This is a genomic window from Micromonospora sp. CPCC 205554 (genome assembly GCF_036902745.1).
Lineage (GTDB): Bacteria > Actinomycetota > Actinomycetes > Mycobacteriales > Micromonosporaceae > Micromonospora > Micromonospora tulbaghiae.
This window is the reverse complement of sequence record NZ_JBAKHP010000012.1, coordinates 11,387-35,932: the sequence shown is the minus strand read 5'-3', so window position 1 is coordinate 35,932 and position 24,546 is coordinate 11,387. Positions and strand designations below refer to the sequence as shown.

Below are 24,546 nucleotides of genomic sequence, written 5' to 3'. Positions count from 1 at the left end.
CCCGAGTCGCCGCCACGGTGGCCGGGTCCGGTCCCCGGTTTCGGGCACGTCCCGACGCCGGATGCGCGATCCTGTGATCGTGCCGACCGGTCGAGTGGGCCCTGGCATACGCCGGGGCCTTCTGCTTTCCGGGTCGGCTCCCACCCGGGAGCCCACGGAGTCGGCACCGTAGGAGACTCGACTCGAGGAGGCCCCATCAGCGTCGAACCACGCGTGAACGAGCAGATCCGGGCACGTGAGGTCCGACTGGTCGGTCCTGAGGGTGAGCAGGTGGGCATCGTCCCGCTTGAGCGCGCCCTGCAGCTGGCCGCGGACGTCGACCTGGACCTGGTCGAGGTTGCGCCGATGGCGCGCCCGCCGGTGTGCAAGCTCATGGACTTCGGCAAGTTCAAGTACGAGAGCGCACTGAAGGCGCGCGAAGCGCGGCGTAACCAGCAGCAGACCGTCATCAAGGAGATGAAGCTCCGGCCGAAGATCGACCCGCACGACTACGAGACCAAGAAGGGTCACGTGGTGCGGTTCCTCAAGGCCGGCGACAAGGTCAAGGTGACGATCATGTTCCGCGGTCGGGAGCAGAGCCGCCCGGAGCTGGGTTACCGGCTCCTGCGCCGGCTCGAGTCCGAGATCACGGACCTGGGATACGTCGAGGCCGCGCCGAAGCAGGACGGCCGAAACATGATCATGGTTCTCGCTCCGCACCGGGCCGTCAAGGCCTCCGCGGTCGCCGCCACGGCGTCCCGCGGTGGACCGCGCGACCGGGCTGCGGAGGAATCGGTCGCTCCGGCGACCGGCGAGACCCCGGCGGCCGGCGAGACCGCAGCAGCCGGTGAGACCGGCACGACCGCTGAGACCAGCGGCCAGTAACAGGGGAGAAGACGTTCCAATGCCGAAGATGAAGAGCCACACGGGTATGGGCAAGCGGGTCAAGGTGACCGGCAAGGGCAAGATCGTTGCCCAGCAGGCCGGCCTTCGCCACAACCTGGAGAAGAAGCCCAGCACCCAGACCCGTCGGCTGACCGGCACCGTCGAGCTGGCCAAGGCCGACACCAAGCGCATCAAGAAGCTGCTCGGCCGCTGACGCGAGCCACCTGAACCGAAGAAGGAGTTGAGATGGCACGCGTCAAGCGGGCTGTGAACGCCCAGAAGAAGCGTCGTACCCTGCTGGAGACCGCGAGTGGTTACCGCGGTCAGCGCTCCCGGCTGTACCGCAAGGCCAAGGAGCAGGTGCTGCACTCGATGCAGTACTCCTACCGGGACCGTCGCGACCGCAAGGGCGACTTCCGGCAGCTCTGGATCCAGCGGATCAACGCCGGCGCCCGGGCCAACGGCCTGACCTACAACCGGCTGATCCAGGGCCTGCGCCTGGCCGGCATCGAGGTCGACCGGAAGATCCTGGCCGACATGGCCGTCAACGACGCCGCGTCGTTCGCGGCGATCGTCGAGCTGGCCCGCGCCGCCGTGGCGGCCGAGGGCACCGGTGGCGCCGCGGCTCAGGCCGCCTGACCCACCCCGTACGGCAGATCGAGGCGTCTCCCATGCAGTCACAGTCGCAGGGGAGGCGCCTCGACGCCGTTCCCGGACCGTTCACCCCCCGTACCCCGAGGGTCGTGGCGGCCCGGCGGCTGCAGCGCCGCCGCGACCGCGACCAGGCCGGCCGGTTCCTGGCCGAGGGGCCGCAGGCGGTCCGGGAGGCACTCGCCCGCACCGGCACCGTGGTCGAGCTGTTCGGCACCCCGGCGGCGCTCGACCGGTACGCCGACCTCGCCGCCGCGGCCGCCCGGGCCGACGTGCCGGTCTCCGAGGTGACCGACGACGCGCTCGCCGCGCTCACCGAGACGGTGGCCCCACAGGGCCTGGTGGCGGTCTGCCGGCACCTGGACGTACCCCTGGAGCAGGCCGTGGCGCGCGGGCCGCGACTGGTCGCGGTGCTCGCCGGGATCCGCGACCCGGGCAACGCCGGGACGGTGCTGCGCACCGCCGACGCGGCGGGCGCGGGCGCCGTGGTCTTCGCCGGCGAGGCGGTCGACCCCTACAACGGCAAGTGCGTGCGGGCCTCCGCCGGCAGCCTCTTCCACGTCGACGTGGTGCGCGCCGCCGACCCGCTCGCCGCCGTCGGGGCGCTGCGGGCCGCCGGCCTCACGATCTTCGCCACCACCGGGTACGGCGACAGCGACCTGGACGACCTCGCCGACGCAGGAAGGCTGGCCACCCCGGCCGCCTGGCTGTTCGGCTCGGAGGCGCACGGCCTGCCCGAGGAGCTGACCGGCGCGGCCGACGCCCGCGTGCGGGTGCCGCTGCACGGGCGCGCGGAGAGCCTGAACCTGGCTGCGGCGGCGGCCGTCTGCCTGTATTCTTCCGCCAGAGCACTGCGTGCCCCCAGGGCCACGCACGACACAGCAGGGGAGTCCGCCTCGTCATGAACGCGCCACGGCGTTCGTTTAGCCAGCCCGCCGGTGTCGGCGGGCGGCGGGCCTGACCCTTCCCCCTGCACGACTCCCCACCGGCGGGCTGCGGCGAAGCCGCGCGTCCGTAGACTCGCCTAGCCACCCGCGAGGGTCGGCGCCGCCGTGAGGGAGTGCCCGTTCACCATGAGCTACCGCAACGATCCGTACGACCCGAAGCAGGTCGCCCTGCTCGACCCGGACGCCCTGGCTGAGGCAGTGGCCGACGCCGAGAAGGCGTTCGCCGAGGCCGCCGACCCGGACGCGCTCGCCGCGCTGCGCCCCGCGCACCTCGGTGACCGGTCCCCGGTGTCGCTGGCCCGCCGGGAGATCGGCGCGCTGCCGCCGGCCGCGAAGGCCGACGCCGGCAAGCGGGTCAACGAGGCCCGCCGGGCGATCGAGTCCGCGTACGCCGCCCGGCAGGAGATCCTGGACCGGGAACGGGCCGCGCGGGTGCTGGTCGAGGAGCGGGTCGACGTGACCCTGCCGTACGACCGCCGGCCGCGCGGCGCCCGCCACCCGCTCAGCGTGCTGATGGAGCAGATCAGCGACCTGTTCATCGGCATGGGCTACGAGGTGGCCGAGGGCCCCGAGGTCGAGCTGGAGTGGACCAACTTCGACGCGCTGAACATCCCGGCCGACCACCCGGCGCGCGGCCTGATGGACACGTTCCACATCGCCCCCCAGGGCAGTGGCCTCGTGCTGCGCACCCACACCTCGCCGGTGCAGGCGCGCACCATGCTCAGCCGCAAGCCGCCGATCTACGTGGTGGTGCCCGGCCGGGTCTACCGCACCGACGAACTGGACGCCACCCACGCGCCCGTCTTCCACCAGGTCGAGGGCCTGGTGGTGGACAAGGGCATCACCATGGCGCACCTGCGCGGCACGCTCGACCACTTCGCCCGCGCGATGTTCGGCGAGGGCGCGAAGACGCGCTGGCGGCCGCACTACTTCCCGTTCACCGAGCCGTCGGCGGAGTTCGACGTCTGGTTCCCGGAGCACCGGGACGGTCCGCAGTGGGTCGAGTGGGGCGGCTGCGGCATGGTCAACCCGCGGGTGCTGCGCGCCTGCGGCATCGACCCGGAGGTCTACTCCGGATTCGCGTTCGGCATGGGCATCGACCGGACCGTGATGGTCCGGCACGGCGTCAGTGACATGCGGGACATGGCCGAGGGCGACGTGCGGTTCACCCGCGCGTTCGGCGCCTGAGCTACGGGAACGGTGGTTTAACAGTCATGCGAGTCTCTGTCAGTTGGCTGCGGGAGTACGTGGACCTGCCGGCCGACCTGCCCATCGGCGACCTGGAGCAGGCGCTGGTCGACCTCGGCATCGAGGTCGAGTCCGTGGTGGACCTGCGCGAGTCCGTCACCGGCCCGCTGGTCGTCGGCGAGGTCCTGGAGATCGAGGAGCTGACCGGCTTCAAGAAGCCGATCCGCTTCTGCCGGGTGGACGTCGGCGCCGCGAACGGCACCGGCGAGCCGCAGGAGATCGTCTGCGGGGCGCGCAACTTCGCCGTGGGCGACAAGGTCGTGGTGATCCTCCCCGGCGGCGTGCTGCCGGGCGGGTTCGCCATCGGCGCGCGCAAGACGTACGGGCGCAACTCCCACGGCATGATCTGCTCGGCGCAGGAGCTGGGGCTCGGCGACGACCACTCGGGCATCGTCGTGCTGCCCGAGGACGTCAAGGCCCAGCCCGGCGACGACGCCCGGCCCGTCGTCGGCCTGGACGACGTCGTGGTCGAGATGGAGATCACCCCGGACCGCGGGTACGCGCTCAGCGTCCGCGGCATCGCCCGGGAGCTGTCGCACGCGCTCGGTGTGCCGTTCCGCGACCCGGCCGACGCGCCCGCGCCCGGCGCGACCGCCGAGCCGGCGTACCCGGTGGAGGTCCAGGACCCGGTCGGCTGCGACCGGTTCGCGGCGCGGATGGTGCGCGGCGTCGACCCGACCGTCGAGACGCCCGGCTGGATGCGGCAGCGGCTCACGGTGGCCGGGGTGCGCAGCATCTCGCTCGCCGTCGACATCACCAACTACCTGATGCTCGAACTCGGCCAGCCGATGCACGCCTTCGACGCGGACCGGATCGCCGGGACGCTCGTGGTGCGCCGCGCCGAGGCGGGGGAGAAGCTGACCACGCTGGACGGGGTGAGCCGCACGCTGTCCGCCGAGGATCTGGTCATCTGCGACGAGACCGGTCCGATCTCGCTGGCGGCGGTGATGGGCGGCGAGACCAGCGAGGTGCTCGCCTCCACCACGAACGTGCTGTTCGAGGCGGCGCACTGGGATCCGGCCACCGTCGGCCGTACCGCGCGGCGGCACAAGCTGTTCAGCGAGGCCGCGAAGCGGTGGGAGCGGGGCGTGGACCCGGCGCTGCCGCTGGTCGCGCTGGAGAAGGCGGTCCGGCTGCTCACCGACCTCGCCGGCGGCACGGCCGGCGAGGAGGTGCTCGACATCGACCACGTCGCGCCGCGCACGCCCGTCACGCTGCCGGTGGACCTGCCGTCGCGGCGCGTCGGTGTGGCCTACTCGCCGGACCGGGTGGTGGAGCTGCTGGAGCAGGTCGGCTGCACCGTCACCCGCGGCGCCGACCGGCTCGCCGAGGATCCGGGCACTGTCGGCACGGCCGCCGGTGGCGGCGAGGTGCTGTCAGTGACGCCGCCGAGCTGGCGGCCCGACCTGACCGACCCGGCGGACCTGGTGGAGGAGGTGGTACGCCTCGACGGCTACGACCGCGTGCCGTCGGTGCTGCCCACCGCGCCGCCCGGCCGGGGCCTGACCTGGCAGCAGCAGCGCCGCCGGGCCGTCGCCCGCTCGCTCGCCGAGCGCGGCTACGTCGAGGTGCTGGCGCAGCCGTTCGTCGCGCCGGAGCTGGTCGACCAGCTCGGCCTGCCCGCCGACGACCCGCGCCGCCCCGCGGTACGGCTGGCGAACCCGCTGTCGGAGGAGGAGCCGCTGCTGCGCACCACGCTGCTCGGCCCGCTGCTCGGCATCGTCAAGCGCAACGTCGGCCGGGGCCAGCGGGATGTGGCGATCTACGAGATCGGCACGGTCTTCCACCCGCGTCCCGGCGCCGGCACCCCGCCCGCGATGGGCGTGGACCGGCGGCCCACCGACGAGGAGTTCGCCGCCGCCGACGCCGTCGTGCCCGCCCAGCCGCGGCACGTCGCGGTGGCGCTCACCGGTGAGATCGAACCGGCCGGCTGGTGGGGCGCGGGCCGCACGGCCGGCTGGGCGGACGCGATCGAGGCAGGCCGGGCGGTGCTCGACGCCGCCGGGATCCCCGCCGACCGGGTAACGGTACGGGCGGGGGAGCGGGCGCCCTGGCACCCGGGCCGCTGCGCCGAACTGGTGGTGGACGACGTGGTCGTCGGCCACGCCGGTGAGCTGCACCCGGCCGTGCTGGCCGCGCTGGAGCTGCCGCGGCGCACCAGTGCCATGGAACTGGACCTGGACGCGCTGCCAGCCGCCCCGCTGGCGACCGGCCCGACCATCTCCACGTTCCCGCCGGCCCTGATCGACGTGGCGCTGGTGGTGGACGACTCGGTGCCGGCTGCCGAGGTGCGGGCGGCCCTGGTCGAGGGCGCGGGTCCGCTGCTGGAGGACGTGCGGCTGTTCGACGTCTACACCTCCGAGCAGCTCGGCGAGGGACGCAAGTCGCTCGCGTACAAGCTGACGTTCCGCGCCCCGGACCGGACTCTCGCGGGCGAGGAGGCGGTGGCCGCGCGCGACGCGGCGGTCGCGGTCGCCGCCGAGCGCTTCGGCGCCACGCTGCGCGGCGCCTGACGCCCCGCCCGTCGTGGAGTTGCGGCCCGGTTCCGGGGCCGCAACTCCACGGCGGGCGAGAGCCCCGCCTCATTCCTATGCACTCGACTGTATGACGTTGCGATGGCATGGCCCCGACGGGTAACCTTCTCTGCATAGTCATGCGGAGGTGGGTATGGGCATTCGGGTTGCTGTTGCCGGGGCGAGTGGGTACGCCGGGGGCGAACTGCTGCGCCTGCTCGCCGGTCACCCCGAGTTCGAGCTGATCGCCGCCACCGCGCACAGCCAGGCCGGTCAGCCCGTCACCGCCGTACACCCGCACCTCGCCGGCCTGGACCTGGTGTTCGCCGCCACCGAACCGGCGACCCTGGCCGACGCGGACCTGGTCTTCCTGGCCCTGCCGCACGGCCAGTCCGCGGCGCTCGCCGCGGCGTTGCCCGGCACGGTCAAGGTGGTCGACCTCGGCGCGGACCATCGGCTCCGTGACGCCGGCGCCTGGTCCCGCTACTACGGCGGGGAGCACGCCGGTGCCTGGACCTATGGGCTGCCCGAGCTGCCCGGCGGGCGGACGGAGATCGCCGCCGCGACGCGGGTCGCCAGCACCGGCTGCTACGCGGTGGCGACCACGCTGGCGCTCGCACCGCTGATCGCCGCCGGCGCGGTACGCCCCGACGACGTGGTGGTGGTCGCCGCCTCCGGCACCTCCGGCGCGGGCCGGGCCGCCAAGGCCCACTTGCTCGGCAGCGAGGTGATGGGCGACCTGACGCCCTACAAGGTGGGCGCGCACCAGCACGTACCGGAGATCAAGCAGGCCACCGGCGCGACCGGCCTCTCCTTCACCCCGGTGCTCGCGCCGATGCCCCGGGGCATCCTGGCCACAGTCACCGCCGTGCCCACCGGCGGCGCCGACCCGCGCGCGGTGCTGGCCGCCGCGTACGCCGACGCGCCGTTCGTGCACGTGCTGCCCGAGGGGGCGTGGCCGCACACCGCCGCGACCGCCGGGTCGAACTCCTGCCACCTCCAGGCGACTGTGGACGTCGACTCGGGGCGGGTGATCGTGGTCAGCGCGATCGACAACCTCGGCAAGGGCGCGGCCGGCCAGGCCGTGCAGAACGCCAACCTGATGGTGGGTCTCCCGGAGACCACCGGTCTGTCCGTGTTTGGAGTGGCCCCGTGAGCGTCACCGTCCCCCGTGGGTTCCGCGCCGCAGGCGTGGCCGCCGGCCTGAAGTCCTCCGGCGCCGCCGACGTCGCCCTTGTGATCAACGACGGCCCGGACGCCGGTGTGGCCGGTGTGTTCACCGCCAACCGGGTCAAGGCCGCGCCGGTGCTGTGGAGCCAGCAGGTCGTACACGGCGGCGTCGTGCGCGCCGTGGTGCTCAACTCCGGCGGCGCGAACGCCTGCACCGGACCGGGCGGCTTCCAGGACACCCACGCCACCGCCGAGCACACCGCCGCCGCGATCACCGCCGCGAACGCCCGGCTCATCGTCGGCGCGGGCGAGGTCGCGGTCTGCTCGACCGGCCTGATCGGCGAGCGGCTGCCGATGGACAAGCTGCTTCCCGGCGTACGCGATGCGGTGCGCGGCCTGTCCCGCGACGGCGGCCGGGCCGCCGCCGAGGCGATCATGACCACCGACACGCGGCCCAAGACGACGGTGGCGCAGGGTACGGGCTGGACCGTCGGCGGGATGGCCAAGGGCGCGGGCATGCTCGCCCCGGCCATGGCCACCATGCTCTGCGTGCTCACCACCGACGCGGTGGCCGGGCCGGACGCCCTGGACGCCGCGCTGCGCGCCGCCACCCGGATCACGTTCGACCGGATCGACTCCGACGGCTGCATGTCCACGAACGACACGGTGCTGCTGCTGGCCAGCGGCACCTCCGGGATCGAGCCGACCGAGGCCGAGCTGACCGCCGCGGTCACCGCCGCCTGCCACGATCTGGCCCAGCAGCTCCTGGCCGACGCGGAGGGCGCGACCAAGGAGGTCGCGATCGAGGTGGTCGGCGCGGCGAGCGAGGACGACGCGGTCGAGGTGGGCCGCACGGTGGCCCGCAACAACCTGGTGAAGACCGCGCTGTTCGGCAACGACCCGAACTGGGGCCGGATCCTCGCCGCGGTCGGCACCACCGCCGCCGTTTTCGAACCGGACGGCGTGGACGTCGCGGTCAACGGCGTCTGGGTGTGCCGGGGCGGCGCCGCCGCCGAGGACCGCGCCAAGGTGGACCTCACCGGCCGCGGCGTGACGGTCCGGATCGACCTGCACGCCGGCGCCGACGCCGCCACCATCTGGACCAACGACCTGTCCCACGCGTACGTCCACGAGAACTCGGCTTACTCGACGTGAGCGCGAGGAACGCAGCGAAGCGGAGTCCCGCAGTCGCGAACGAAAGGCGGGCTCGGCATGAACCTCTCCGCTGACCTCACCCGGGCCCAGGCCAAGGCCGCCACGCTGATCGAGGCGCTGCCCTGGCTGGCCCGTTTCTCCGGCGCCACGGTCGTGGTCAAGTACGGCGGAAACGCCATGGTCGACCCCGAACTCCAGCGGGCGTTCGCCGCCGACATGGTGTTCCTGCGCTACGCGGGCCTGAAGCCGGTCGTGGTGCACGGCGGTGGCCCGCAGATCTCCGCCATGCTCGGCCGGCTCGGCATCGCCAGCGAGTTCCGCGGCGGCCTGCGGGTCACCACCCCGGAGGCGATGGACGTGGTCCGGATGGTGCTCGTCGGTCAGGTCGGCCGGGAACTGGTCGGCCTGATCAACGCGCACGGCCCGTACGCGGTCGGCCTCTCCGGCGAGGACGCCGGGCTGTTCACGGCGGTGCGCCGCCCCGCGTACGTGGACGGGGAAGCGGTCGACGTGGGGCAGGTCGGCGACGTGGAGTCGGTGAACGTCTCGGCGGTCACCGACCTGATCGCCGCCGGCCGGATCCCGGTCATCTCGACCGTCGCGCCGGACGCCGACGGGGTGCTGCACAACCTCAACGCGGACACCGCCGCCGCCGCGCTGGCGATCGCGCTGGACGCCCGCAAGCTGGTCGTGCTGACCGACGTGCCCGGCCTGTACGCCGACTGGCCGGACACGTCCAGCCTGGTCAGCGAGATCAGCGCGGACGACCTGGCGAAGCTGCTGCCGTCCCTGGAGTCGGGCATGGTCCCGAAGATGGAGGCCTGCCTGCGGGCGGTGCGCGGGGGCGTACCGGCCGCGCACGTCGTCGACGGCCGGGTCGCCCACTCCACGCTGCTGGAAGTGTTCACGTCGGAGGGCTTCGGAACCATGGTGATCGACTCATGAGCACACTGGTGCAGCGGTGGAACGCCACCATGATGGACAACTACGGCACGCCGCCGCTGGCGCTCGTCTCCGGCTCCGGCGCCGTCGTGGTCGACGAGACCGGCCGGGAGTACGTCGACCTGCTCGGCGGCATCGCCGTCAACGCGCTCGGCCACGCCCACCCGGCGGTGGTGGCCGCCGTCAGCAAGCAGGTCGCGACGCTCGGGCACGTGTCGAACCTGTTCGTCGCCGAGCCGCCGGTGGCGCTGGCCGAGCTGCTGCTCGCGCTGGCCGGCCGGCCGGGCCGGGTGTTCTTCGCCAACTCCGGGGCGGAGGCCAACGAGGCCGCGTTCAAGCTGTCCCGGCTCACCGGCCGCCGGCACGTGGTCGCCACCCACGGCGGCTTCCACGGCCGGACCATGGGCGCGCTGGCGCTGACCGGGCAGCCCGCCAAGGCCGACCCGTTCCGCCCGCTGCCCGGCGACGTGACCCACGTGCCGTTCGGCGACGCCGACGCGCTGGCCGAGGCGGTCACCGACGACACCGCCATGCTGATCATCGAGCCGATCCAGGGCGAGAACGGCGTGGTCGTCCCGCCGCCCGGCTACCTGGCCGCGGCCCGGCGGATCACCGCCGCGCACGGCGCGCTGCTGGTGCTCGACGAGGTGCAGACCGGCATCGGCCGGACCGGCCACTGGTTCGCCCACCAGGCCGAGGGCGTCGAGCCGGACGTGATCACGCTCGCCAAGGGCCTCGGCGGCGGCCTGCCGCTGGGCGCCTGCCTGGCCTTCGGCCGGGCCGCCGACCTGCTCACCCCCGGCTCGCACGGCACCACGTTCGGCGGCAACCCGGTCAGCTGCGCCGCCGCGCTCGCGGTCGTCTCCACGATCGCGCACGAGGGCCTGCTCGACCACGTCAAGCGCGTCGGCGAGCGGCTGCGGCGCGGCGTCGAGGCGCTCGGGCACCCGCTGGTCCGCGAGGTGCGCGGCGCCGGGCTGCTGCTCGGCATCATGCTCGACCAGCCGGTCTCCGCCGCGGCCGCGGCGGCGCTGCGCGAGGCGGGCTTCCTGGTCAACCCGGTGCAGCCGGACGTGGTCCGGCTCGCCCCGCCGCTGATCCTCACCGCGGGGCAGGCCGACGCGTTCCTCGCCGCGCTGCCGGCCGCGCTGTCCGCCGCCGTTCCCACCGGCACCGCCGCGCCCGCCCAGGCCGCCGCGCCCGGCCTTCCCGCCGGCACCACCGCGCCCGCCGATGCCGCCGCGACCGACACCACGACCCCGACGGAGGCTCCCGCATGATCCGCCACTTCCTGCGCGACGACGACCTCACGCCCGCCGAGCAGGCCGCGGTGCTCGACCTCGCCGCCCGGATGAAGGCCGACCGGTACGGGCACCAGCCGCTGGCCGGGCCGAAGTCGGTGGCGGTGCTGTTCGACAAGCAGAGCCTGCGTACCCGGATCTCGTTCGACGTGGGCATCGCCGAGCTGGGCGGGCACCCGCTCGTGGTGGACACCCAGGTCACCCACTTCGGCCGGGGCGAGACGCTCGGCGACGCCGGCCGGGTGCTGTCCCGCTACGTCGCCGCGATCGTGCTGCGCACCCACGGCGACGACCGGATCGCCGAGGTCGCCGAGCACGCCACGGTGCCCGTGGTCAACGCGCTCACCGACACGTACCACCCCTGCCAGATGCTGGCCGACCTGCTCACCGTGCGGGAGCGCTTCGGCGGCACCGCCGGGCGGATCCTCACGTACGTGGGCGACGCGGCGAACAACATGGCCCACTCGTACCTGCTGGCCGGCGCGACCGCCGGGATGCACGTGCGGATCGCCGGCCCGGCCGGGTTCCAGCCGGACCCGGAGATCGTGGCCCGCGCCGAGAAGATCGCCGCCACCACCGGCGGATCAGTCCAGGTGCTCACCGACCCGGCCGAGGCGGTGCGCGGCGCTCACGTGGTCGCCACCGACACGTGGACGTCGATGGGGCAGGAGTCCGACGGGCTGGACCGGATCACCCCGTTCCTGCCGTACCAGGTCAACGCCGCGCTGCTCGGCCACGCCGACGCCGACGTGATCGTGCTGCACTGCCTGCCCGCCCACCGCGGCGAGGAGATCACCGACGAGGCGCTCGACGGCCCGCACAGCGCGGTGTTCGACCAGGCGGAGAATCGGCTGCACGCCCAGAAGGCGCTGCTGACGTTTCTCCTGGAGGAATCCGCATGACCGCTCCGCTGACCCGCGCCGCGCGGCACGCCCGCATCGTCGAGCTGATCCGCGACACCCCCATCCACTCGCAGACCGAGCTGGCCGACCTGCTCGCCGGCGACGGCATCCAGGTCACCCAGGCCACCCTGTCGCGGGACCTGAAGGAACTGGGAGCGGTGACCGCGCGCGGCGGTGACGGGCGGGGCGTCTACCTGATCCCGGAGGACGGGCACCGGCCGCTGCGCGACGCCGAGGGCGCGCCGGCCCGGCTGGTCCGGCTGCTGCGTGAGCTGCTCAACGGCGTCGACTCCAGCGGCAACATCGCGGTGCTGCGCACCCCGCCGGGCGCGGCCCATTACCTCGCCAGCGCGCTGGACCGGGCCGGCCTGTCCGAGATCGTCGGCACCATCGCCGGCGACGACACCATCCTCGTCGTGGCCCGCGAGGCCGACGGCGGCGCCGCGCTGGGTGAGCGGCTCGCCGCCTGGGCCCGCCGGGACGACACAGTCGAAGGGGGCACCTCGTGACCGAGCGGGTCGTGCTGGCGTACTCCGGGGGCCTGGACACCTCGGTCGCCATCCCGTACCTGGCCGAGCGGACCGGCGCGGAGGTCGTCGCGGTCGCTGTCGACGTCGGCCAGGGCGGCGAGGACATGACAGTGATCCGGCAGCGCGCGCTGGACTGCGGCGCCGTCGAGTCCGAGGTGGTCGACGCCCGCGACGAGTTCGCCGCCGACTACTGCCTGCCCGCGATCCGGGCCAACGCCCTCTACATGGACCGGTACCCGCTGGTGTCCGCGCTGTCCCGGCCGCTGATCGTCAAGCACCTGGTCGCGGCGGCGCGTGCCCACGGCGGCACGATCGTGTCGCACGGCTGCACCGGCAAGGGCAACGACCAGGTCCGGTTCGAGGTCGGCCTGGCCGCGCTCGCGCCCGACCTGAAGGTCGTCGCCCCGGCCCGGGACTTCGCCTGGACCCGGGACAAGGCGATCGCGTTCGCCGAGGAGAAAGGGCTTCCGATCGACGTGTCGGCGAAGTCGCCGTACTCGATCGACCAGAACCTGTGGGGTCGGGCCGTGGAGACGGGTTTCCTGGAGGACATCTGGAACGCGCCGGTCGAGAACCTCTACGCGTACACCGAGGACCCGGCGTCGGAACGCGACCCGGACGACGTGGTGATCACCTTCGACGGCGGTGTCCCGGTCGCGATCGACGGCGAGACGGTCACCCCGTACCAGGCGATCCGGGAGCTGAACCGGCGGGCCGGGGCGCACGGCGTGGGCCGGCTGGACATGGTCGAGGACCGGCTGGTCGGCATCAAGAGCCGCGAGGTGTACGAGGCGCCAGGCGCGCTCGCCCTGATCACCGCCCACCAGGAGCTGGAGGCGGTGACAGTCGAGCGGGACCTGGCCCGGTTCAAGCGCGGCGTCGACCAGCGCTGGGGCGAACTGGTCTACGACGGGCTCTGGTTCTCGCCGCTGAAGCGGTCGCTGGACGCGTTCATCGACGACGCCCAGCGTCATGTCACGGGTGAGGTACGGCTGCGCCTGCACGGCGGCCGGGCGGTGGTGAGCGGCCGGCGCTCCGAGGCGAGCCTGTACGACTTCGGCCTGGCCACCTACGACACCGGCGACACGTTCGACCAGTCGCTGGCGAAGGGATTCGTGCAACTGTGGGGACTGCCCAGCAAGATGGCCGCGCAACGGGACGCCCGGATGGGAGGGGCCTGATGGTTGGCACCACAATGGGTGGGGTGGACGACAAGAGCCTGACCGAGAACAGCGCCCCCGCCAACCGGACGAGCCTCTGGGGTGGCCGGTTCGCCGGCGGTCCCGCCGAGGCGCTCGCGCGGCTGTCGGTGAGCGTCCAGTTCGACTGGCGCCTCGCCCCGTACGACATCGCCGGTTCCCGCGCGCACGCCCGGGTCCTCGCCGGCGCCGGCCTGCTCGACCCGGACGAGCTGGGCCGGATGCTGGCCGCGCTGGACGACCTCGAAGCGGCGTGCGCCTCCGGCGCGTTCCGCCCGACCGTGGACGACGAGGACGTGCACACCGCGCTGGAGCGCGGCCTGCTGGAACGCCTCGGCAGCCTCGGCGGCAAGCTGCGCGCCGGCCGGTCCCGCAACGACCAGGTCGCCACCGACCTGCGGCTCTACCTGCGCGACCACGCCCGCGGCGTGGCGGCCCGGCTGGTCGAGCTGGCCGAAGCCCTGGTCGAGCAGGCGGAGCGGCACGTGGACACCGCCGCGCCGGGCATGACGCACCTGCAGCACGCGCAGCCGGTGACGTTCGGCCACTGGCTGCTGGCCCACGTGCAGCCGCTGCTGCGCGACCTGGAGCGGATGCGCGACTGGGACGAGCGGACCGCGATCAGCCCGCTCGGCGCGGGCGCGCTGGCCGGGTCGGGGCTGCCGCTGGACCCGGTGGCGGTCGCCAAGGAGCTGGGATTCCGCACCTCGTTCGCCAACTCCATGGACGCGGTCGCGGACCGCGACTTCGTGGCCGAGTTCCTGTTCGTCACCGCCATGATCGGCGTGCACCTGTCCCGCCTCGGCGAGGAGGTGGTGCTCTGGACGTCGCAGGAGTTCGGCTGGGTCGAGCTGGACGACGCCTTCGCCACCGGCTCGTCGATCATGCCGCAGAAGAAGAACGCGGACATCGCCGAGCTGGCCCGGGGCAAGTCGGGCCGGCTGGTCGGCGGCCTGATGAGCGTGCTCACCATGCTCAAGGGCCTGCCCATGACGTACGACCGGGACATGCAGGAGGACAAGGAACCGGCGTTCGACGCGGTCGACACGCTGGAGCTGCTGCTGCCCGCGCTGGCCGGGATGATCTCCACGATGACGGTCCGGGTGGACCGGCTGGTCGCGAGCGCCCCGTCGGGCTTCTCGCTCGCCACCGAGGTCGCCGACTGGCTGGTCCGGCGCAACGTGCCGTTCCGCGACGCGCACGAGATCACCGGCAAGCTGGTGGCGCTCTGCGCGGCCCGCGACTGCGCGCTGGACGAGGTGTCCGACGCCGACCTGGCCGCCGTCAGCGAGCACCTGGACCCGTCGGTGCGCGACGTGCTCTCGGTGCGCTCGGCGCTGGCCGCCCGCATCACGCCCGGCTCCACCGGCCCCGGTCCGGTCGCCGACCAGCTCGCCGCCGCGGCGGACAAGCTGACCGGCTGGCGCGAGTGGGCCGCCGAGCGGGTCGTCCCCCGCTGAGCTTCACGGCTGGTCCGGGGCGGGCGCTCGCCCACCCCGGACCAGCCTCGCGCCTCGCGATCTTGGTACGAAATGGCCCCCATAGGGGCGCTAAGCTTCCAAGATCTACAACGGTCCTGCTTTGTGGATCTGCTGCACACTGAGCGGCGCTGGTCGGTCTGCGCGAGTTCGGCCGGCCCAGGCGGTCGGTGCCGTCCGATCCGGCGCTGTTCGGTGCTCCGTCCGCGTTCCCCGGTCAGCCGGTGGGGCGCTCGCGTTTCGGGAGCTTGGCCACCACCGCGTCGTACGAGCCGTCGACCGCCTCGATCAGCTCGTCGTCGGGGATACCGCCGGAGAGCCGCAGCGTGTTCCAGCCCGACCGGCCGATGTAGGGGGAGGGGCGCGCGTCGTCGGGGAACCGGTGCAGCCACTCGTCGGCCACCTCCCGGGACGGCCCGCACTTCACCCCGAGCCGCGCCTCACCCTCGGGGGACCCGAGGAACGCGAAGATCCGGCTGCCCACCTTCACCACCTCGTCGCCCTCCCACGGCCGGTCGAGCCAGGCTCCCGGCTTGGCCAGGCAGTAGGCCAGCATCTCCTCGCGCGTCATCGTGTCCTCCCGTGCCGTCGTGCGGCACAGTCTCGCCCGCCGCTGTGACAGCCCGCGTCGCCCGGCCGCCGGTCAGTCGCCGGTGCCGGTGCGGACGGTGAGCCGCTCGTAGCGCTGCCGGGCCGCCTGGGCGCTGCCCAGCCCCAGCCCGAAGGCGATCGCCTGCCAGGTCATGCCCCGGCCGCGGGCCACCTGCAGCAGGCCGGCCTCCAGCGCGTCCACCTCGGCCCGCACGTGCGGGATCAGCGTCAGCGCCGCCATCAGGTCGGCCTGGTCGACGGGCTCCTCGCCCTCGTCCAGCTCGGCGCCACCGGCGAGCGCCATCACCAGCGTGGCCGCCTCGTAGGCGTCGGGCACGTCGGGGTGGGCATAACGCCTGCGGCGGGAGTTGGTGCCGGCGTGCCGCTCGGCGATCCGCAGCAGCGCCGCGTAGTTGCGGTGGGCCCGGGCCTGGGCAGCATCCGGAGCGGTGAACGGGTCGTTGTCCACGGTGACCATGCCGTCCATCCCACACCCAAGAATGGCCTGTTGTCAACACCCCGTTGAAAGCCCTTCGTGTAAAACACCGTGCCCTCAACATGTGGTGAAGAGTCGGCGCGTCATGCCACCACAGACGCGCCGCGGGGTGTTCCGGGTTGCCCGGAACGGCCGATTCAGGCCGGTGAGTTCCGCACCGAGGCGGCCGGGCCGGGCCGGCGGCGTGGGACGTGCCGCCGGTAGACGCTGACGCTCGGCTCGTCCGCCAGCCAGAACCGCCACGGCAGGTCGTGCGCGGCGGCCACCCCGACGCGCGGCCCGGCGACGATCCGCGCCGGATCGACCGGGCTCGCCGGTGGCGTCAGCAGCAGCGGGCCGCTGCCGTCGATCGCCGAGGTGCCGTTCGCCTCCCGCCCGAGCCCGAGCGCGGTGACCAGCCGGGCCGGCCCGCGGGCCAGCTCCCGGTCGGTCGCGCGCGGCCGGCGCTCGCGGGCGATCTCGACGCCGTCGACCACCTCGCCCGCGCGCAGCAGCACCGCCGCCGCCTCGCCGTCGCGACCGCAGACGATGTTCGCGCACCAGTGCATGCCGAACACGAAGTACACGTACACGTGCCCGGCGGGCCCGAACATGACCCTGTTGCGCGGCGTCGGCCCGCGGTGGGCGTGCGACGCCGGGTCCTCGCCGGTGCCCGCGTACGCCTCGACCTCGGTGAGCCGGACGGTGACGCCGCCGGCCGACACGGTCCAGCCCAGCAGCGTCCGCGCGGTGTCGGCGATCTGGGCGGCCGGTGCGTCGAGCCAGGGGTACGTCATCGCGGCAAGGGTAGTCGGTGGGTGGCGCGTGATCCGGGCCACGCCGGGGCGGGCGGCAACCGGAATAGTTGACTCGTCAAATATGTTGTGAGGAGCGATCCCGGGCGACCGGTCCGGACCCCACGCGAGGAGCTGGTCATGCAGTTCGGAGTCTTCACCGTCGGTGACGTCACCGTCGACCCCACGAACGGGCGGCTGCCGTCCGAGCGTGAGCGGATCAAGGCCATGACCGCCATCGCGCTCAAGGCCGAGGAGGTCGGCCTGGACGTCTTCGCCACCGGCGAGCACCACAACCCGCCGTTCGTGCCGTCGTCGCCGACCACCATGCTCGGCTGGATCGCCGCGCGCACCGAACGGCTGCTGCTGTCGACCTCGACCACGCTGATCACCACGAACGACCCGGTGAAGATCGCCGAGGACTACGCGATGCTCCAGCACCTGGCCGACGGCCGGGTGGACCTGATGATGGGCCGCGGCAACACCGGCCCGGTCTACCCCTGGTTCGGACAGGACATCCGCAACGGCATCCCGCTGGCCATCGAGAACTACGACCTGCTGCACCGGCTGTGGCGGGAGGACGTGGTCGACTGGAAGGGCCGGTTCCGTACGCCGCTGCAGTCGTTCACCTCGACACCGCGCCCGCTCGACGGCGTACCGCCGTTCGTCTGGCACGGCTCGATCCGCAGCCCCGAGATCGCCGAGCAGGCCGCGTACTACGGTGACGGCTTCTTCGCCAACCACATCTTCTGGCCCAAGGAGCACACCCAGCGGATGGTCGGCCTCTACCGGGAGCGGTTCGCGCACTACGGCCACGGCTCGCCGGACCAGGCCATCGTCGGCCTCGGCGGGCAGGTGTTCATGCGCCGCAACTCCCAGGACGCGGTACGCGAGTTCCGCCCCTACTTCGACAACGCCCCGGTCTACGGGCACGGCCCGTCGCTGGAGGAGTTCACCCGCGAGACGCCGCTGACCGTGGGCAGCCCGCAGCAGGTCATCGACCGCACGCTGGGCTTCCGCGAGTACGTCGGCGACTACCAGCGGCAGCTGTTCCTCATGGACCACGCCGGACTGCCGCTGAAGACCGTGCTGGAGCAGCTCGACCTGCTGGGCGAGGAGGTGGTCCCGGTGCTGCGCAAGGAGTTCGACTCGCTGCGTCCCGCGCACGTGCCCGAGGCGCCCACCCACGCGAGCCTGCTGGCCGCCCGCGACGCCGCCCCGGCCGCCGGGGAGCAGCGATGACCAGCCGTACCCTGGCGGTCGTCTCGGCCGGGCTCGCTCAGCCGTCGTCCACCCGCCTGCTCGCCGACCAGCTCGCCGCGGCCGCCCGCGACGAGCTGGCCGGCCGCGGCGCGACAGTGGAGCTGCGCGTGGTCGAGCTGCGCGAGCACGCCCACGACGTGGTGAACCACCTGCTCACCGGCTTCGCGCCGGCCGCGTTGCGGCGGACGCTCGACGAGGTGGCGGGCGCCGACGGACTGATCGCGGTGACGCCGATCTTCAACGCGTCGTACAACGGACTGTTCAAGTCGTTCTTCGACGTGGTCGACCGGGACGCGCTGGCCGGTAAGCCGGTGCTGCTCGGGGCGACCGGCGGCACCGCCCGGCACTCGCTGGCCCTGGAGCACGCGGTCCGGCCGATGTTCACGTACCTGCGGGCGGCGACGCTGCCCACGGCGGTGTTCGCCGCGCCCGAGGACTGGGCCGGCGACGACGGCGACAGCGCGCTGCGGTCCCGGATCCGCCGGGCCGGGGCCGAGCTGGCCGAGCAGGTGGACCGCCGTCCGCCGGCGACCGGCCCGGCCGACCCGTTCGCGCTCACCACCGACTTCGCCGACCTGCTCGCCCGCCGCGACCCGTCCTGACGCCGGGGCGGGCCGGCCCGAGCGGGGCCGCCAGCCGCACGGAGCGTCAGTCGTCGGCCGGCTCGGGCCGGTGGGCGACGAGCACCGGGCAGTGGGAGTGCTGCACCAGCGCCTGGCTGACCGAGCCGAGCAGCAGCCCGGCGAAGCCGCCCCGGCCCCGGGAACCGACCACCACGAGCGACGCCTCGCCGCTGGCATCCCGGAGCGCGGTCTCCGGCGAGGCGGCGGTCACCGACCGCTCCGTCACCCGCAGGCCGGGGTGCGCCGTCCGGACCCGGTCCGCGGCCTCGGCCAGCAGCCCGGCCGCCTCGGCCCGCTCGGCGGTGGACGCCTCGGCCGCGACCTCCGGCGCCACCGCGCCGCGTTCCGGCGACCGGACGTGCATCAGCACCAGCTCCGCGTCGCGCCGCTCGGCCTCGTCCGCCGCCAGCTCGATCGCGTACGCGGCCGAGTCGGAACCGTCCACGCCGACCAGCACCGGACCGTCCACCGGGATCGGCTGCTCCTCGGGCCGGACGATCAGCACCGGGCAGTGCCCGTGCTGCGCGAGCTGCCCGCTGACCGAGCCGAGCAGCAGGCCGGCGAAACCGCCCACGCCCCGGCTGCCCACCACGACCAGCTCGGCGCGGCGGGACTCCTCGACCATCGTGGCGCCCGGGCCGCCGGCGACCTGGCGCACCTGCACCCGCAGCCCCGGGTGCCGCTCGGTCAGGTCGGCGGCGACCGACTCCAGCATCTTCTCCGACTCCGCGGTGGGCGCCGGCACCCCCAGGTCGTACGGGTTGAGCGGCACGCCGTAGCCGAGCGGGTGCAGGTAGCCGTGCACCAGCAGCAGCGGCCGGGAACGGGCGACGGCGGTCGCGGCGGCCAGGTCGGCGGCGGCCAGGCTGGACGGCGATCCGTCCACTCCCGCCACGACGGGTCGGTTCATCTGGTGCTTTCCCTCCGGTCGGTTCAGGCCATTGTGGCGGTACCGGCCCGGCCCGGGCCGGGGAACCGGCTCAGTGGGTCCGGTCGCCCCGGTGCCGGACGACGGCCAGCGGGCTGTGGCAGTGGTGCAGCACGGCGTGGCTGACCGAGCCGAGCAGCAGCGCACCGAGGCTACCGCGCCCGTGCGCGCCGACCACCGTCAGCTGCGCGCCGACGGACTCCTCGACGAGCACCCGGGCCGGGGTGGCGGCGGCGACCAGCTTCGGCCGTACCGTCACCTCCGGGTAGCGCTCGGACCATCCGGCGACCGCCTCGGCCAGCACCCGCTGCTCGTCGGCGCGCAGCTCCTGCGGGTCGTACGCCAGCGGCACGACGTCGCCGAACGCCTCCCGGTAGGTCACCGGCTGCGGGTAGAGCCAGGTGTGCACCACGACCAGTTCGGCGCCGCGCGCCGCGGCCTCGGCGAACGCGAAGCCGACCGCCTCGTCCGACAGCGCCGAGCCGTCCACGCCGACCACCACCGGGCCGTCGGCGCGGGCCTCACCCCGGGCCACGAGCACCGGGCAGTCCGCGCGGGCGGAGAGCTGCACCGCGGCGGAGCCGACGAGGAGTTCGGCGAAGCCGCCCAGTCCTCGGTGGCCCAGCACGAGCAGCGCGGCCTCGCGGCTCTCCCGCAGCAGCACCGCGACCGGCCCGCCGTCGACCACCGCGCCGGTGACCGCCAGGTCCGCGTCGACCTTGCGGGCCTCGTCCACCGCCTCCTCGACCAGCTTCTCCGCCTCCTGCCGCAGCTCGACGTCGGGCAGCACCGGGGCGACCATGCCCAGCGGCGTGCCGACCAGCGGCCACAGGAAGGCGTTGACCACCCGCAGCGGCCGGTGCCGCAGCACCGCCTCGCGTGCGGCCAGCCGTACCGCGTCCAGCGCGGACGGGGAGCCGTCCACACCCACCACGACGGGGGCACCGGTTCTGTCGGTCATCACGTCCTCCTTCGGTTCCCCCTCAGCCTGCGCCGACGGCTTCCACCTGGGCAGAGGCGATCCGCCCGGCCCGGCCGGGACCATCGGCCCCTACCGGCCGAGGCGACGGCGGGGTGGAATGGGACCAGTGCTCCCTCCTGTCGACCCTGGAGGCGCGATGACCCCGCTGGAGATGCTCCGCGTCCACCCGTTCCTGGCCGGGCTGCCCGACGAGTGGCTGCCCCGGCTCACCGGTTACGCCCGTCCGGTGGTCTGGCACCCCGGGCACCGGCTGTTCCGCGCCGGCCAGCAGGCCGACCGGTTCTGGCTGGTCCGCGGCGGCCAGGTGGCGCTCGACTTCCCGGTGCCGGGCCGCGGCGACGTGGGCATCGAGACGATCGGGCCGGGCGGGGTGCTCGGCTGGTCCTGGCTGTTCCCGCCGTACCGCTGGCAGTTCGGCGCGGTCGCCACCCAGCGCAGCACCGCTGTCGAACTCGACGCGGACGGGGTACGCCGGCTGATGGAGTCCGACGACACGCTCGGCCGTCAGCTCACCACCCGGTTCATGAGCGTGGTGGTGGACCGGCTCCAGGCGTCCCGGGTGCGGCTGCTCGACCTCTACGGCTACCCGACGGCGGCGGCCAGCTAGAGCTCAGCGGTCGCGGACGACCAGCTCGTCCACCTCGAGCCGGCCGATGCGCAGCTCGCGGATCACCGCGCGGCGCACGGCGAGCCGGCCGACCACGAGCGAGCCCACCGCCACCGCGCCGAGCGCGAACGCGCCGAAGGCCAGCGCGCCGATCGCGGTCGCGCCCAGCGCTCGCGCACCGGTCGCGCCCGCGCCGGTGGCCTGCGCGCCGACGGCCCGCGCCCCGGTGGCCTGCGCGCCCGTCGCGGTCAGGGCGCGGACACGGGCGGCCGGGCGCAGAAAAGACATACGCCGATCGTAGTGCGCCGTGCGGCGTGCCGCTCAGGTGACGGTGAGGCCGCGGGCGGCGAACTGGCCGCGCACCCGGGTCAGCAGGGCGGCACCAGGCGGCTCGGTGTCCGCCAGCGGGAAGGTCAGCCCCAGCTCGGCGTACTTGTGCGCGCCGAGCCGGTGGAACGGCAGCACCTCCACGCGCTGCACCGTGGCCAGCCCGGCGGCGACGTCGGCCACCCGTTCCACCTCGTCGACCGCGTCGGTCAGGCCGGGCACCAGCACGTACCGGATCCAGATCGGCGTACCCCGGTCGGCCAGCCGTTGCGCGAAGCGCAGCGTCGGCGCGAGCCGGCCGGTGCCGGTGACCCGGCGGTACGTCTGCGGGTTGCCCGCCTTGACGTCGAGCAGCACCAGGTCGGTGGCGTCCAGCAGCGCGTCGTCGGCGCGGACGCCGAGGAAGCCGGAGGTGTCCAGCGCGGTGTGCAGGCCGAGGTCGTGGCAGCGGCGCAGCAGCTCGCCGGTGAACGCCGGTTGCAGCAGCGGCTCCCCGCCGCTCACAGTGACGCCGCCGCCGGCGACCTGGATGAACCGGCGGTACCGGCCGGCGAGCGTGACCATCTCGTCCACCGTGCGGCGTCGGCCGCTGCGGCCGTACCAGGTGTCCGGGCTGTGGCAGTAGCGGCAGCGCAGCGGGCAGCCCGCCAGGAAGACCACGAACCGGGTGCCCGGCCCGTCCACCCCGACCGAGGTGTCCCACGAGTGCACCGCGCCCGTGACGGCACCCGGCGCCGCCGCAGTCGCCTGCGGCGGCGCGGGCGGGCGGCCGGTCACAGCGACCCGTGGAAGGTCCGGGACACCACGTCGCGCTGCTGCTCCGGCGTGAGCCGGACGAAGTTCACCGCGTACCCGGACACCCGGACGGTGAGCTGCGGGTACCGCTCCGGGTGCGCCATCGCGTCCAGCAGCGTGGCCCGGTCCAGCACGTTGACGTTGAGGTGGAACCCGCCGGCGTCGGCGTAGCCGTCGAGCACCCCGGCCAGGTTCGCGATCCGCTCGTCGCGGGTGTGGCCCAGGCCGTCCGGCGTGACCGTGCCGGTCAGCGAGATGCCGTCACGGGCCGCGTCGTACGGCAGCTTCGCCACCGACAGCGCCGAGGCGACCAGGCCGTGCGTGTCCCGCCCGTTCATCGGATTCGCCCCCGGCGCGAACGGCTCACCGGCGCGCCGGCCGTCCGGCGTGTTGCCGGTGTGCTTGCCGTACACCACGTTCGAGGTGATGGTCAGCACCGACATGGTCAGCTCCGCGTCGCGGTACGTGCGCTGCCGGCGCAGCTTCTCCGCGAACGCCTCGACCAGCCACACCGCGATCTCGTCGGCCCGGTCGTCGTCGTTGCCGTACGTCGGGAACTCGCCCTCGACCGCGAAGTCGACGGCCAGGCCGGTGGAGTCCCGCAGCACCTTCACCCGGCCGTACCGGATGGCGGACAGGCTGTCCACGGCGACCGACAGGCCGGCGATGCCGGTGGCCATGAACCGGCGCACCGGGTGGTCGTGCAGCGCCATCTCCAGCCGCTCGTAGGCGTACCTGTCGTGCTGGTGGTGGATCACGTTCAGCGCGTCCACGTACGTCTCGGCGAGCCAGTCCAGCGTCCGGTCGTACGCGGCCAGCACCTCGTCGTAGTCGAGCGTCTCGCCGCCGACCGGCGCGGCCGGCGGTGCCACCTGGGTGCCGGTCAGCTCGTCCCGGCCGCCGTTGATCGCGTACAGCAGCGCCTTCGCCAGGTTCGCCCGGGCGCCGAAGAACTGCATGTCCCGCCCGACCCGCATGGCGGACACGCAGCAGGCGATCGCGGTGTCGTCGTCGTACGCGGGGCGGATCAGCTCGTCGTTCTCGTACTGGATGGCGCTGGTGTCCAGCGACACCTGGGCGCAGAACCGCTTGAACCCCTCGGGCAGGCGCGGCGACCAGAGCACCGTGAGGTTCGGCTCCGGCGCCGGGCCGAGGTTGTAGAGCGTCTGGAGGTAGCGGAACGCGGTACGGGTGACCAGCGGCCGACCGTCCGCCCCCATCCCGCCGAGCGACTCGGTGACCCAGGTGGGGTCGCCGGAGAACAGCTGGTCGTACTCGGGGGTGCGCAGGAAGCGGACGATCCGCAGCTTGATCACGAAGTCGTCGATCAGCTCCTGCGCGCCGCTCTCGTCCAGCCGCCCCTCGGCGATGTCCCGCCGCAGGTACGCGTCGACGAACCCGGCGGTGCGGCCCAGCGACATCGCGGCGCCGTTCTGCTCCTTCGTGGCCGCCAGGTAGGCGAAGTAGAGCCACTGGACCGCCTGCGCGCCGGTGGCCGCCGGGCGGGAGATGTCGAAGCCGTACGAGGCGGCCATCTCCCTCAGCTCACCGAGCGCGCGGATCTGCTCGGCCAACTCCTCCCGGTCACGGATCACGTCGTCGGTGCTGCGCCGCTCGTCCAGCGCCGCCTTGAGCGCGCGGCGCTCCTCGACCAGCCGGTCCACGCCGTACAGCGCCACCCGCCGGTAGTCGCCGATGATCCGCCCGCGCCCGTACGCGTCGGGCAGCCCGGTGATGACGTGCGAGCGCCGCGCCGCGAGCACCCGCTCCGGGTACGCGTCGAAGACCGCGTCGTTGTGCGTACGCCGGTACCGGGTGAAGATCTCGTGCACGCGCGGGTCCGGTTCGCGCCCGTACGCGCGCAGCGCCGTCTCCACCATCCGCAGCCCGCCGGCCGGCATGATCGCCCGCCGCAGCGGCGCGTCGGTCTGCAACCCGACGATCAGCTCCCGCTCCCGGTCGATGTAGCCCGGGGCGTGCGAGGTGATGGTCGACGGGGTGGCGGCGTCGACGTCGTACACGCCGCGCCGCCGCTCCTCCGGAAACATCTCCCGCAGCCGGTCCCACACCGCGAGCGTGCGCGGCGTCGGCCCGGCGAGGAACGACGCGTCCCCGGTGTACGGCTCGTGGTTGTGGCGGACGAAGTCGGCCACGTCGATCGTCTCCTGCCACGCTCCGGCGTGGAATCCGCGCCAGGGGGCCAGGGGTTCGGTGGCGGTCATGTCGGTCCCTCTCCGGGCGTCGGCGGTGGCCCGGTCCCC

Annotated in this window: 25 protein-coding genes; 17 read left to right on the top strand and 8 right to left on the bottom strand. The window is 73.9% G+C overall.

Annotation, left to right across the window (positions count from 1 at the left end):
* Positions 1 to 213: 213 nt before the first annotated feature.
* From infC to argH, 14 genes are all read left to right on the top strand, one after another.
* Positions 214 to 864, top strand: a complete 651-nt coding sequence (gene infC / locus V6U82_RS17655) for a translation initiation factor IF-3 (protein WP_334462522.1) — start codon at positions 214 to 216, stop codon at positions 862 to 864.
* A gap of 19 nt (positions 865 to 883) precedes the next feature.
* Positions 884 to 1,078 (top strand): 50S ribosomal protein L35, encoded by a 195-nt coding sequence (gene rpmI / locus V6U82_RS17650; RefSeq protein WP_007075851.1) that lies wholly within the window; start codon positions 884 to 886, stop codon positions 1,076 to 1,078.
* Positions 1,079 to 1,110: 32 nt separating this feature from the next.
* On the top strand, positions 1,111 to 1,503 hold the full coding sequence (gene rplT / locus V6U82_RS17645; RefSeq protein WP_043324928.1) for a 50S ribosomal protein L20: 393 nt from the start codon (positions 1,111 to 1,113) through the stop codon (positions 1,501 to 1,503).
* Between the two features lie 32 nt (positions 1,504 to 1,535).
* Positions 1,536 to 2,420 carry a TrmH family RNA methyltransferase gene (locus V6U82_RS17640; protein WP_334462513.1) on the top strand — a complete coding sequence of 295 codons (885 nt, stop codon included), beginning with the start codon at positions 1,536 to 1,538 and terminating at the stop codon, positions 2,418 to 2,420.
* Between the two features lie 168 nt (positions 2,421 to 2,588).
* Positions 2,589 to 3,650, top strand: coding sequence for a phenylalanine--tRNA ligase subunit alpha (gene pheS / locus V6U82_RS17635; protein WP_334462510.1), 1,062 nt, complete (start codon positions 2,589 to 2,591; stop codon positions 3,648 to 3,650).
* Positions 3,651 to 3,676: 26 nt separating this feature from the next.
* Positions 3,677 to 6,223 (top strand): phenylalanine--tRNA ligase subunit beta, encoded by a 2,547-nt coding sequence (gene pheT / locus V6U82_RS17630; RefSeq protein ID WP_334462508.1) that lies wholly within the window; start codon positions 3,677 to 3,679, stop codon positions 6,221 to 6,223.
* Positions 6,224 to 6,377: 154 nt separating this feature from the next.
* Positions 6,378 to 7,379: an N-acetyl-gamma-glutamyl-phosphate reductase gene (argC, locus tag V6U82_RS17625; RefSeq protein ID WP_334462504.1), complete on the top strand. Its 1,002-nt coding sequence runs from the start codon at positions 6,378 to 6,380 to the stop codon at positions 7,377 to 7,379.
* The gene (gene argJ / locus V6U82_RS17620) at positions 7,376 to 8,548 is read left to right on the top strand and encodes a bifunctional glutamate N-acetyltransferase/amino-acid acetyltransferase ArgJ (RefSeq protein ID WP_334462502.1); all 1,173 of its coding nucleotides are present in this window, start codon (positions 7,376 to 7,378) and stop codon (positions 8,546 to 8,548) included. The genes argC and argJ overlap by 4 nt, the downstream gene beginning before the upstream one ends.
* A gap of 57 nt (positions 8,549 to 8,605) precedes the next feature.
* Positions 8,606 to 9,493, top strand: a complete 888-nt coding sequence (gene argB, locus V6U82_RS17615) for an acetylglutamate kinase (protein ID WP_334462499.1) — start codon at positions 8,606 to 8,608, stop codon at positions 9,491 to 9,493.
* Positions 9,490 to 10,770 carry an acetylornithine transaminase gene (locus V6U82_RS17610; RefSeq protein ID WP_334462497.1) on the top strand — a complete coding sequence of 427 codons (1,281 nt, stop codon included), beginning with the start codon at positions 9,490 to 9,492 and terminating at the stop codon, positions 10,768 to 10,770. Before argB ends, V6U82_RS17610 begins: the two co-directional genes overlap by 4 nt.
* Positions 10,767 to 11,693, top strand: coding sequence for an ornithine carbamoyltransferase (argF, locus tag V6U82_RS17605; protein WP_334462495.1), 927 nt, complete (start codon positions 10,767 to 10,769; stop codon positions 11,691 to 11,693). The genes V6U82_RS17610 and argF overlap by 4 nt, the downstream gene beginning before the upstream one ends.
* Positions 11,690 to 12,202, top strand: a complete 513-nt coding sequence (locus tag V6U82_RS17600; RefSeq protein ID WP_334462493.1) for an arginine repressor — start codon at positions 11,690 to 11,692, stop codon at positions 12,200 to 12,202. Before argF ends, V6U82_RS17600 begins: the two co-directional genes overlap by 4 nt.
* On the top strand, positions 12,199 to 13,404 hold the full coding sequence (locus tag V6U82_RS17595; RefSeq protein WP_334462490.1) for an argininosuccinate synthase: 1,206 nt from the start codon (positions 12,199 to 12,201) through the stop codon (positions 13,402 to 13,404). The genes V6U82_RS17600 and V6U82_RS17595 overlap by 4 nt, the downstream gene beginning before the upstream one ends.
* A gap of 14 nt (positions 13,405 to 13,418) precedes the next feature.
* Positions 13,419 to 14,882, top strand: coding sequence for an argininosuccinate lyase (gene argH / locus V6U82_RS17590; RefSeq protein WP_030271078.1), 1,464 nt, complete (start codon positions 13,419 to 13,421; stop codon positions 14,880 to 14,882).
* Positions 14,883 to 15,117: 235 nt separating this feature from the next.
* On the opposite strand, the gene V6U82_RS17585 is transcribed toward argH, so the two are convergent.
* The 3 genes from V6U82_RS17585 to V6U82_RS17575 all read right to left on the bottom strand — a co-directional run bounded on the left by V6U82_RS17585 (position 15,118) and on the right by V6U82_RS17575 (position 16,763).
* Complete coding sequence (locus tag V6U82_RS17585) at positions 15,118 to 15,471, bottom strand: MmcQ/YjbR family DNA-binding protein (RefSeq protein ID WP_120570476.1); 354 nt, start codon at positions 15,469 to 15,471, stop codon at positions 15,118 to 15,120.
* A 72-nt stretch (positions 15,472 to 15,543) separates the two neighbouring features.
* A complete protein-coding gene (locus V6U82_RS17580) occupies positions 15,544 to 15,969 on the bottom strand; it encodes a hypothetical protein (RefSeq protein WP_013285554.1) in 426 nt (141 codons plus the stop codon).
* Positions 15,970 to 16,124: 155 nt separating this feature from the next.
* The gene (locus V6U82_RS17575; protein ID WP_334462485.1) at positions 16,125 to 16,763 is read right to left on the bottom strand and encodes a DNA-3-methyladenine glycosylase; all 639 of its coding nucleotides are present in this window, start codon (positions 16,761 to 16,763) and stop codon (positions 16,125 to 16,127) included.
* Between the two features lie 138 nt (positions 16,764 to 16,901).
* On the opposite strand from V6U82_RS17575, the gene V6U82_RS17570 reads away from it, so the two are divergent.
* Positions 16,902 to 18,002, top strand: coding sequence for an LLM class flavin-dependent oxidoreductase (locus V6U82_RS17570; RefSeq protein WP_334462484.1), 1,101 nt, complete (start codon positions 16,902 to 16,904; stop codon positions 18,000 to 18,002).
* Complete coding sequence (locus V6U82_RS17565; protein ID WP_334462483.1) at positions 17,999 to 18,625, top strand: CE1759 family FMN reductase; 627 nt, start codon at positions 17,999 to 18,001, stop codon at positions 18,623 to 18,625. The genes V6U82_RS17570 and V6U82_RS17565 overlap by 4 nt, the downstream gene beginning before the upstream one ends.
* Positions 18,626 to 18,671: 46 nt before the next feature.
* On the opposite strand, the gene V6U82_RS17560 is transcribed toward V6U82_RS17565, so the two are convergent.
* The gene (locus V6U82_RS17560) at positions 18,672 to 19,556 is read right to left on the bottom strand and encodes a universal stress protein (protein WP_334462482.1); all 885 of its coding nucleotides are present in this window, start codon (positions 19,554 to 19,556) and stop codon (positions 18,672 to 18,674) included.
* A gap of 70 nt (positions 19,557 to 19,626) precedes the next feature.
* Positions 19,627 to 20,535: a universal stress protein gene (locus V6U82_RS17555; RefSeq protein WP_334462480.1), complete on the bottom strand. Its 909-nt coding sequence runs from the start codon at positions 20,533 to 20,535 to the stop codon at positions 19,627 to 19,629.
* Between the two features lie 157 nt (positions 20,536 to 20,692).
* Here V6U82_RS17555 and V6U82_RS17550 point away from each other — a divergent pair, with 157 nt between their 5' ends.
* The gene (locus V6U82_RS17550; RefSeq protein WP_120570470.1) at positions 20,693 to 21,163 is read left to right on the top strand and encodes a cyclic nucleotide-binding domain-containing protein; all 471 of its coding nucleotides are present in this window, start codon (positions 20,693 to 20,695) and stop codon (positions 21,161 to 21,163) included.
* Between the two features lie 3 nt (positions 21,164 to 21,166).
* Here the strand turns inward: V6U82_RS17550 and V6U82_RS17545 are convergent, their stop codons facing one another.
* From V6U82_RS17545 to pflB, 3 genes are read right to left on the bottom strand one after another with little or no spacing between them, the layout of a single operon-like run.
* On the bottom strand, positions 21,167 to 21,451 hold the full coding sequence (locus tag V6U82_RS17545; protein WP_334462476.1) for a hypothetical protein: 285 nt from the start codon (positions 21,449 to 21,451) through the stop codon (positions 21,167 to 21,169).
* A gap of 33 nt (positions 21,452 to 21,484) precedes the next feature.
* Complete coding sequence (gene pflA, locus V6U82_RS17540) at positions 21,485 to 22,267, bottom strand: pyruvate formate-lyase-activating protein (RefSeq protein ID WP_334462474.1); 783 nt, start codon at positions 22,265 to 22,267, stop codon at positions 21,485 to 21,487.
* The gene (pflB, locus tag V6U82_RS17535) at positions 22,264 to 24,507 is read right to left on the bottom strand and encodes a formate C-acetyltransferase (RefSeq protein ID WP_334462473.1); all 2,244 of its coding nucleotides are present in this window, start codon (positions 24,505 to 24,507) and stop codon (positions 22,264 to 22,266) included. The genes pflA and pflB overlap by 4 nt, the downstream gene beginning before the upstream one ends.
* Between the last annotated feature and the right edge of the window lie 39 nt (positions 24,508 to 24,546).

What these genes read in the sequence shown, in the direction of transcription:
- rpmI (WP_007075851.1), top strand. Translation starts at nt 884, where the DNA reads ATGCCGAAGATGAAGAGCCACACGGGTATGGGCAAGCGGGTCAAGGTG.
- rplT (WP_043324928.1), top strand. Translation starts at nt 1,111, where the DNA reads ATGGCACGCGTCAAGCGGGCTGTGAACGCCCAGAAGAAGCGTCGTACC.
- V6U82_RS17640 (WP_334462513.1), top strand. Translation starts at nt 1,536, where the DNA reads ATGCAGTCACAGTCGCAGGGGAGGCGCCTCGACGCCGTTCCCGGACCG.
- pheS (WP_334462510.1), top strand. Translation starts at nt 2,589, where the DNA reads ATGAGCTACCGCAACGATCCGTACGACCCGAAGCAGGTCGCCCTGCTC.
- pheT (WP_334462508.1), top strand. Translation starts at nt 3,677, where the DNA reads ATGCGAGTCTCTGTCAGTTGGCTGCGGGAGTACGTGGACCTGCCGGCC.
- argC (WP_334462504.1), top strand. Translation starts at nt 6,378, where the DNA reads ATGGGCATTCGGGTTGCTGTTGCCGGGGCGAGTGGGTACGCCGGGGGC.
- argB (WP_334462499.1), top strand. Translation starts at nt 8,606, where the DNA reads ATGAACCTCTCCGCTGACCTCACCCGGGCCCAGGCCAAGGCCGCCACG.
- V6U82_RS17610 (WP_334462497.1), top strand. Translation starts at nt 9,490, where the DNA reads ATGAGCACACTGGTGCAGCGGTGGAACGCCACCATGATGGACAACTAC.
- argF (WP_334462495.1), top strand. Translation starts at nt 10,767, where the DNA reads ATGATCCGCCACTTCCTGCGCGACGACGACCTCACGCCCGCCGAGCAG.
- V6U82_RS17600 (WP_334462493.1), top strand. Translation starts at nt 11,690, where the DNA reads ATGACCGCTCCGCTGACCCGCGCCGCGCGGCACGCCCGCATCGTCGAG.
- argH (WP_030271078.1), top strand. Translation starts at nt 13,419, where the DNA reads ATGGGTGGGGTGGACGACAAGAGCCTGACCGAGAACAGCGCCCCCGCC.
- V6U82_RS17585 (WP_120570476.1), bottom strand. Translation starts at nt 15,471, where the DNA reads ATGACGCGCGAGGAGATGCTGGCCTACTGCCTGGCCAAGCCGGGAGCC.
- V6U82_RS17580 (WP_013285554.1), bottom strand. Translation starts at nt 15,969, where the DNA reads ATGGTCACCGTGGACAACGACCCGTTCACCGCTCCGGATGCTGCCCAG.
- V6U82_RS17575 (WP_334462485.1), bottom strand. Translation starts at nt 16,763, where the DNA reads ATGACGTACCCCTGGCTCGACGCACCGGCCGCCCAGATCGCCGACACC.
- V6U82_RS17570 (WP_334462484.1), top strand. Translation starts at nt 16,902, where the DNA reads ATGCAGTTCGGAGTCTTCACCGTCGGTGACGTCACCGTCGACCCCACG.
- V6U82_RS17565 (WP_334462483.1), top strand. Translation starts at nt 17,999, where the DNA reads ATGACCAGCCGTACCCTGGCGGTCGTCTCGGCCGGGCTCGCTCAGCCG.
- V6U82_RS17560 (WP_334462482.1), bottom strand. Translation starts at nt 19,556, where the DNA reads ATGAACCGACCCGTCGTGGCGGGAGTGGACGGATCGCCGTCCAGCCTG.
- V6U82_RS17555 (WP_334462480.1), bottom strand. Translation starts at nt 20,535, where the DNA reads ATGACCGACAGAACCGGTGCCCCCGTCGTGGTGGGTGTGGACGGCTCC.
- V6U82_RS17550 (WP_120570470.1), top strand. Translation starts at nt 20,693, where the DNA reads ATGACCCCGCTGGAGATGCTCCGCGTCCACCCGTTCCTGGCCGGGCTG.
- V6U82_RS17545 (WP_334462476.1), bottom strand. Translation starts at nt 21,451, where the DNA reads ATGTCTTTTCTGCGCCCGGCCGCCCGTGTCCGCGCCCTGACCGCGACG.
- pflB (WP_334462473.1), bottom strand. Translation starts at nt 24,507, where the DNA reads ATGACCGCCACCGAACCCCTGGCCCCCTGGCGCGGATTCCACGCCGGA.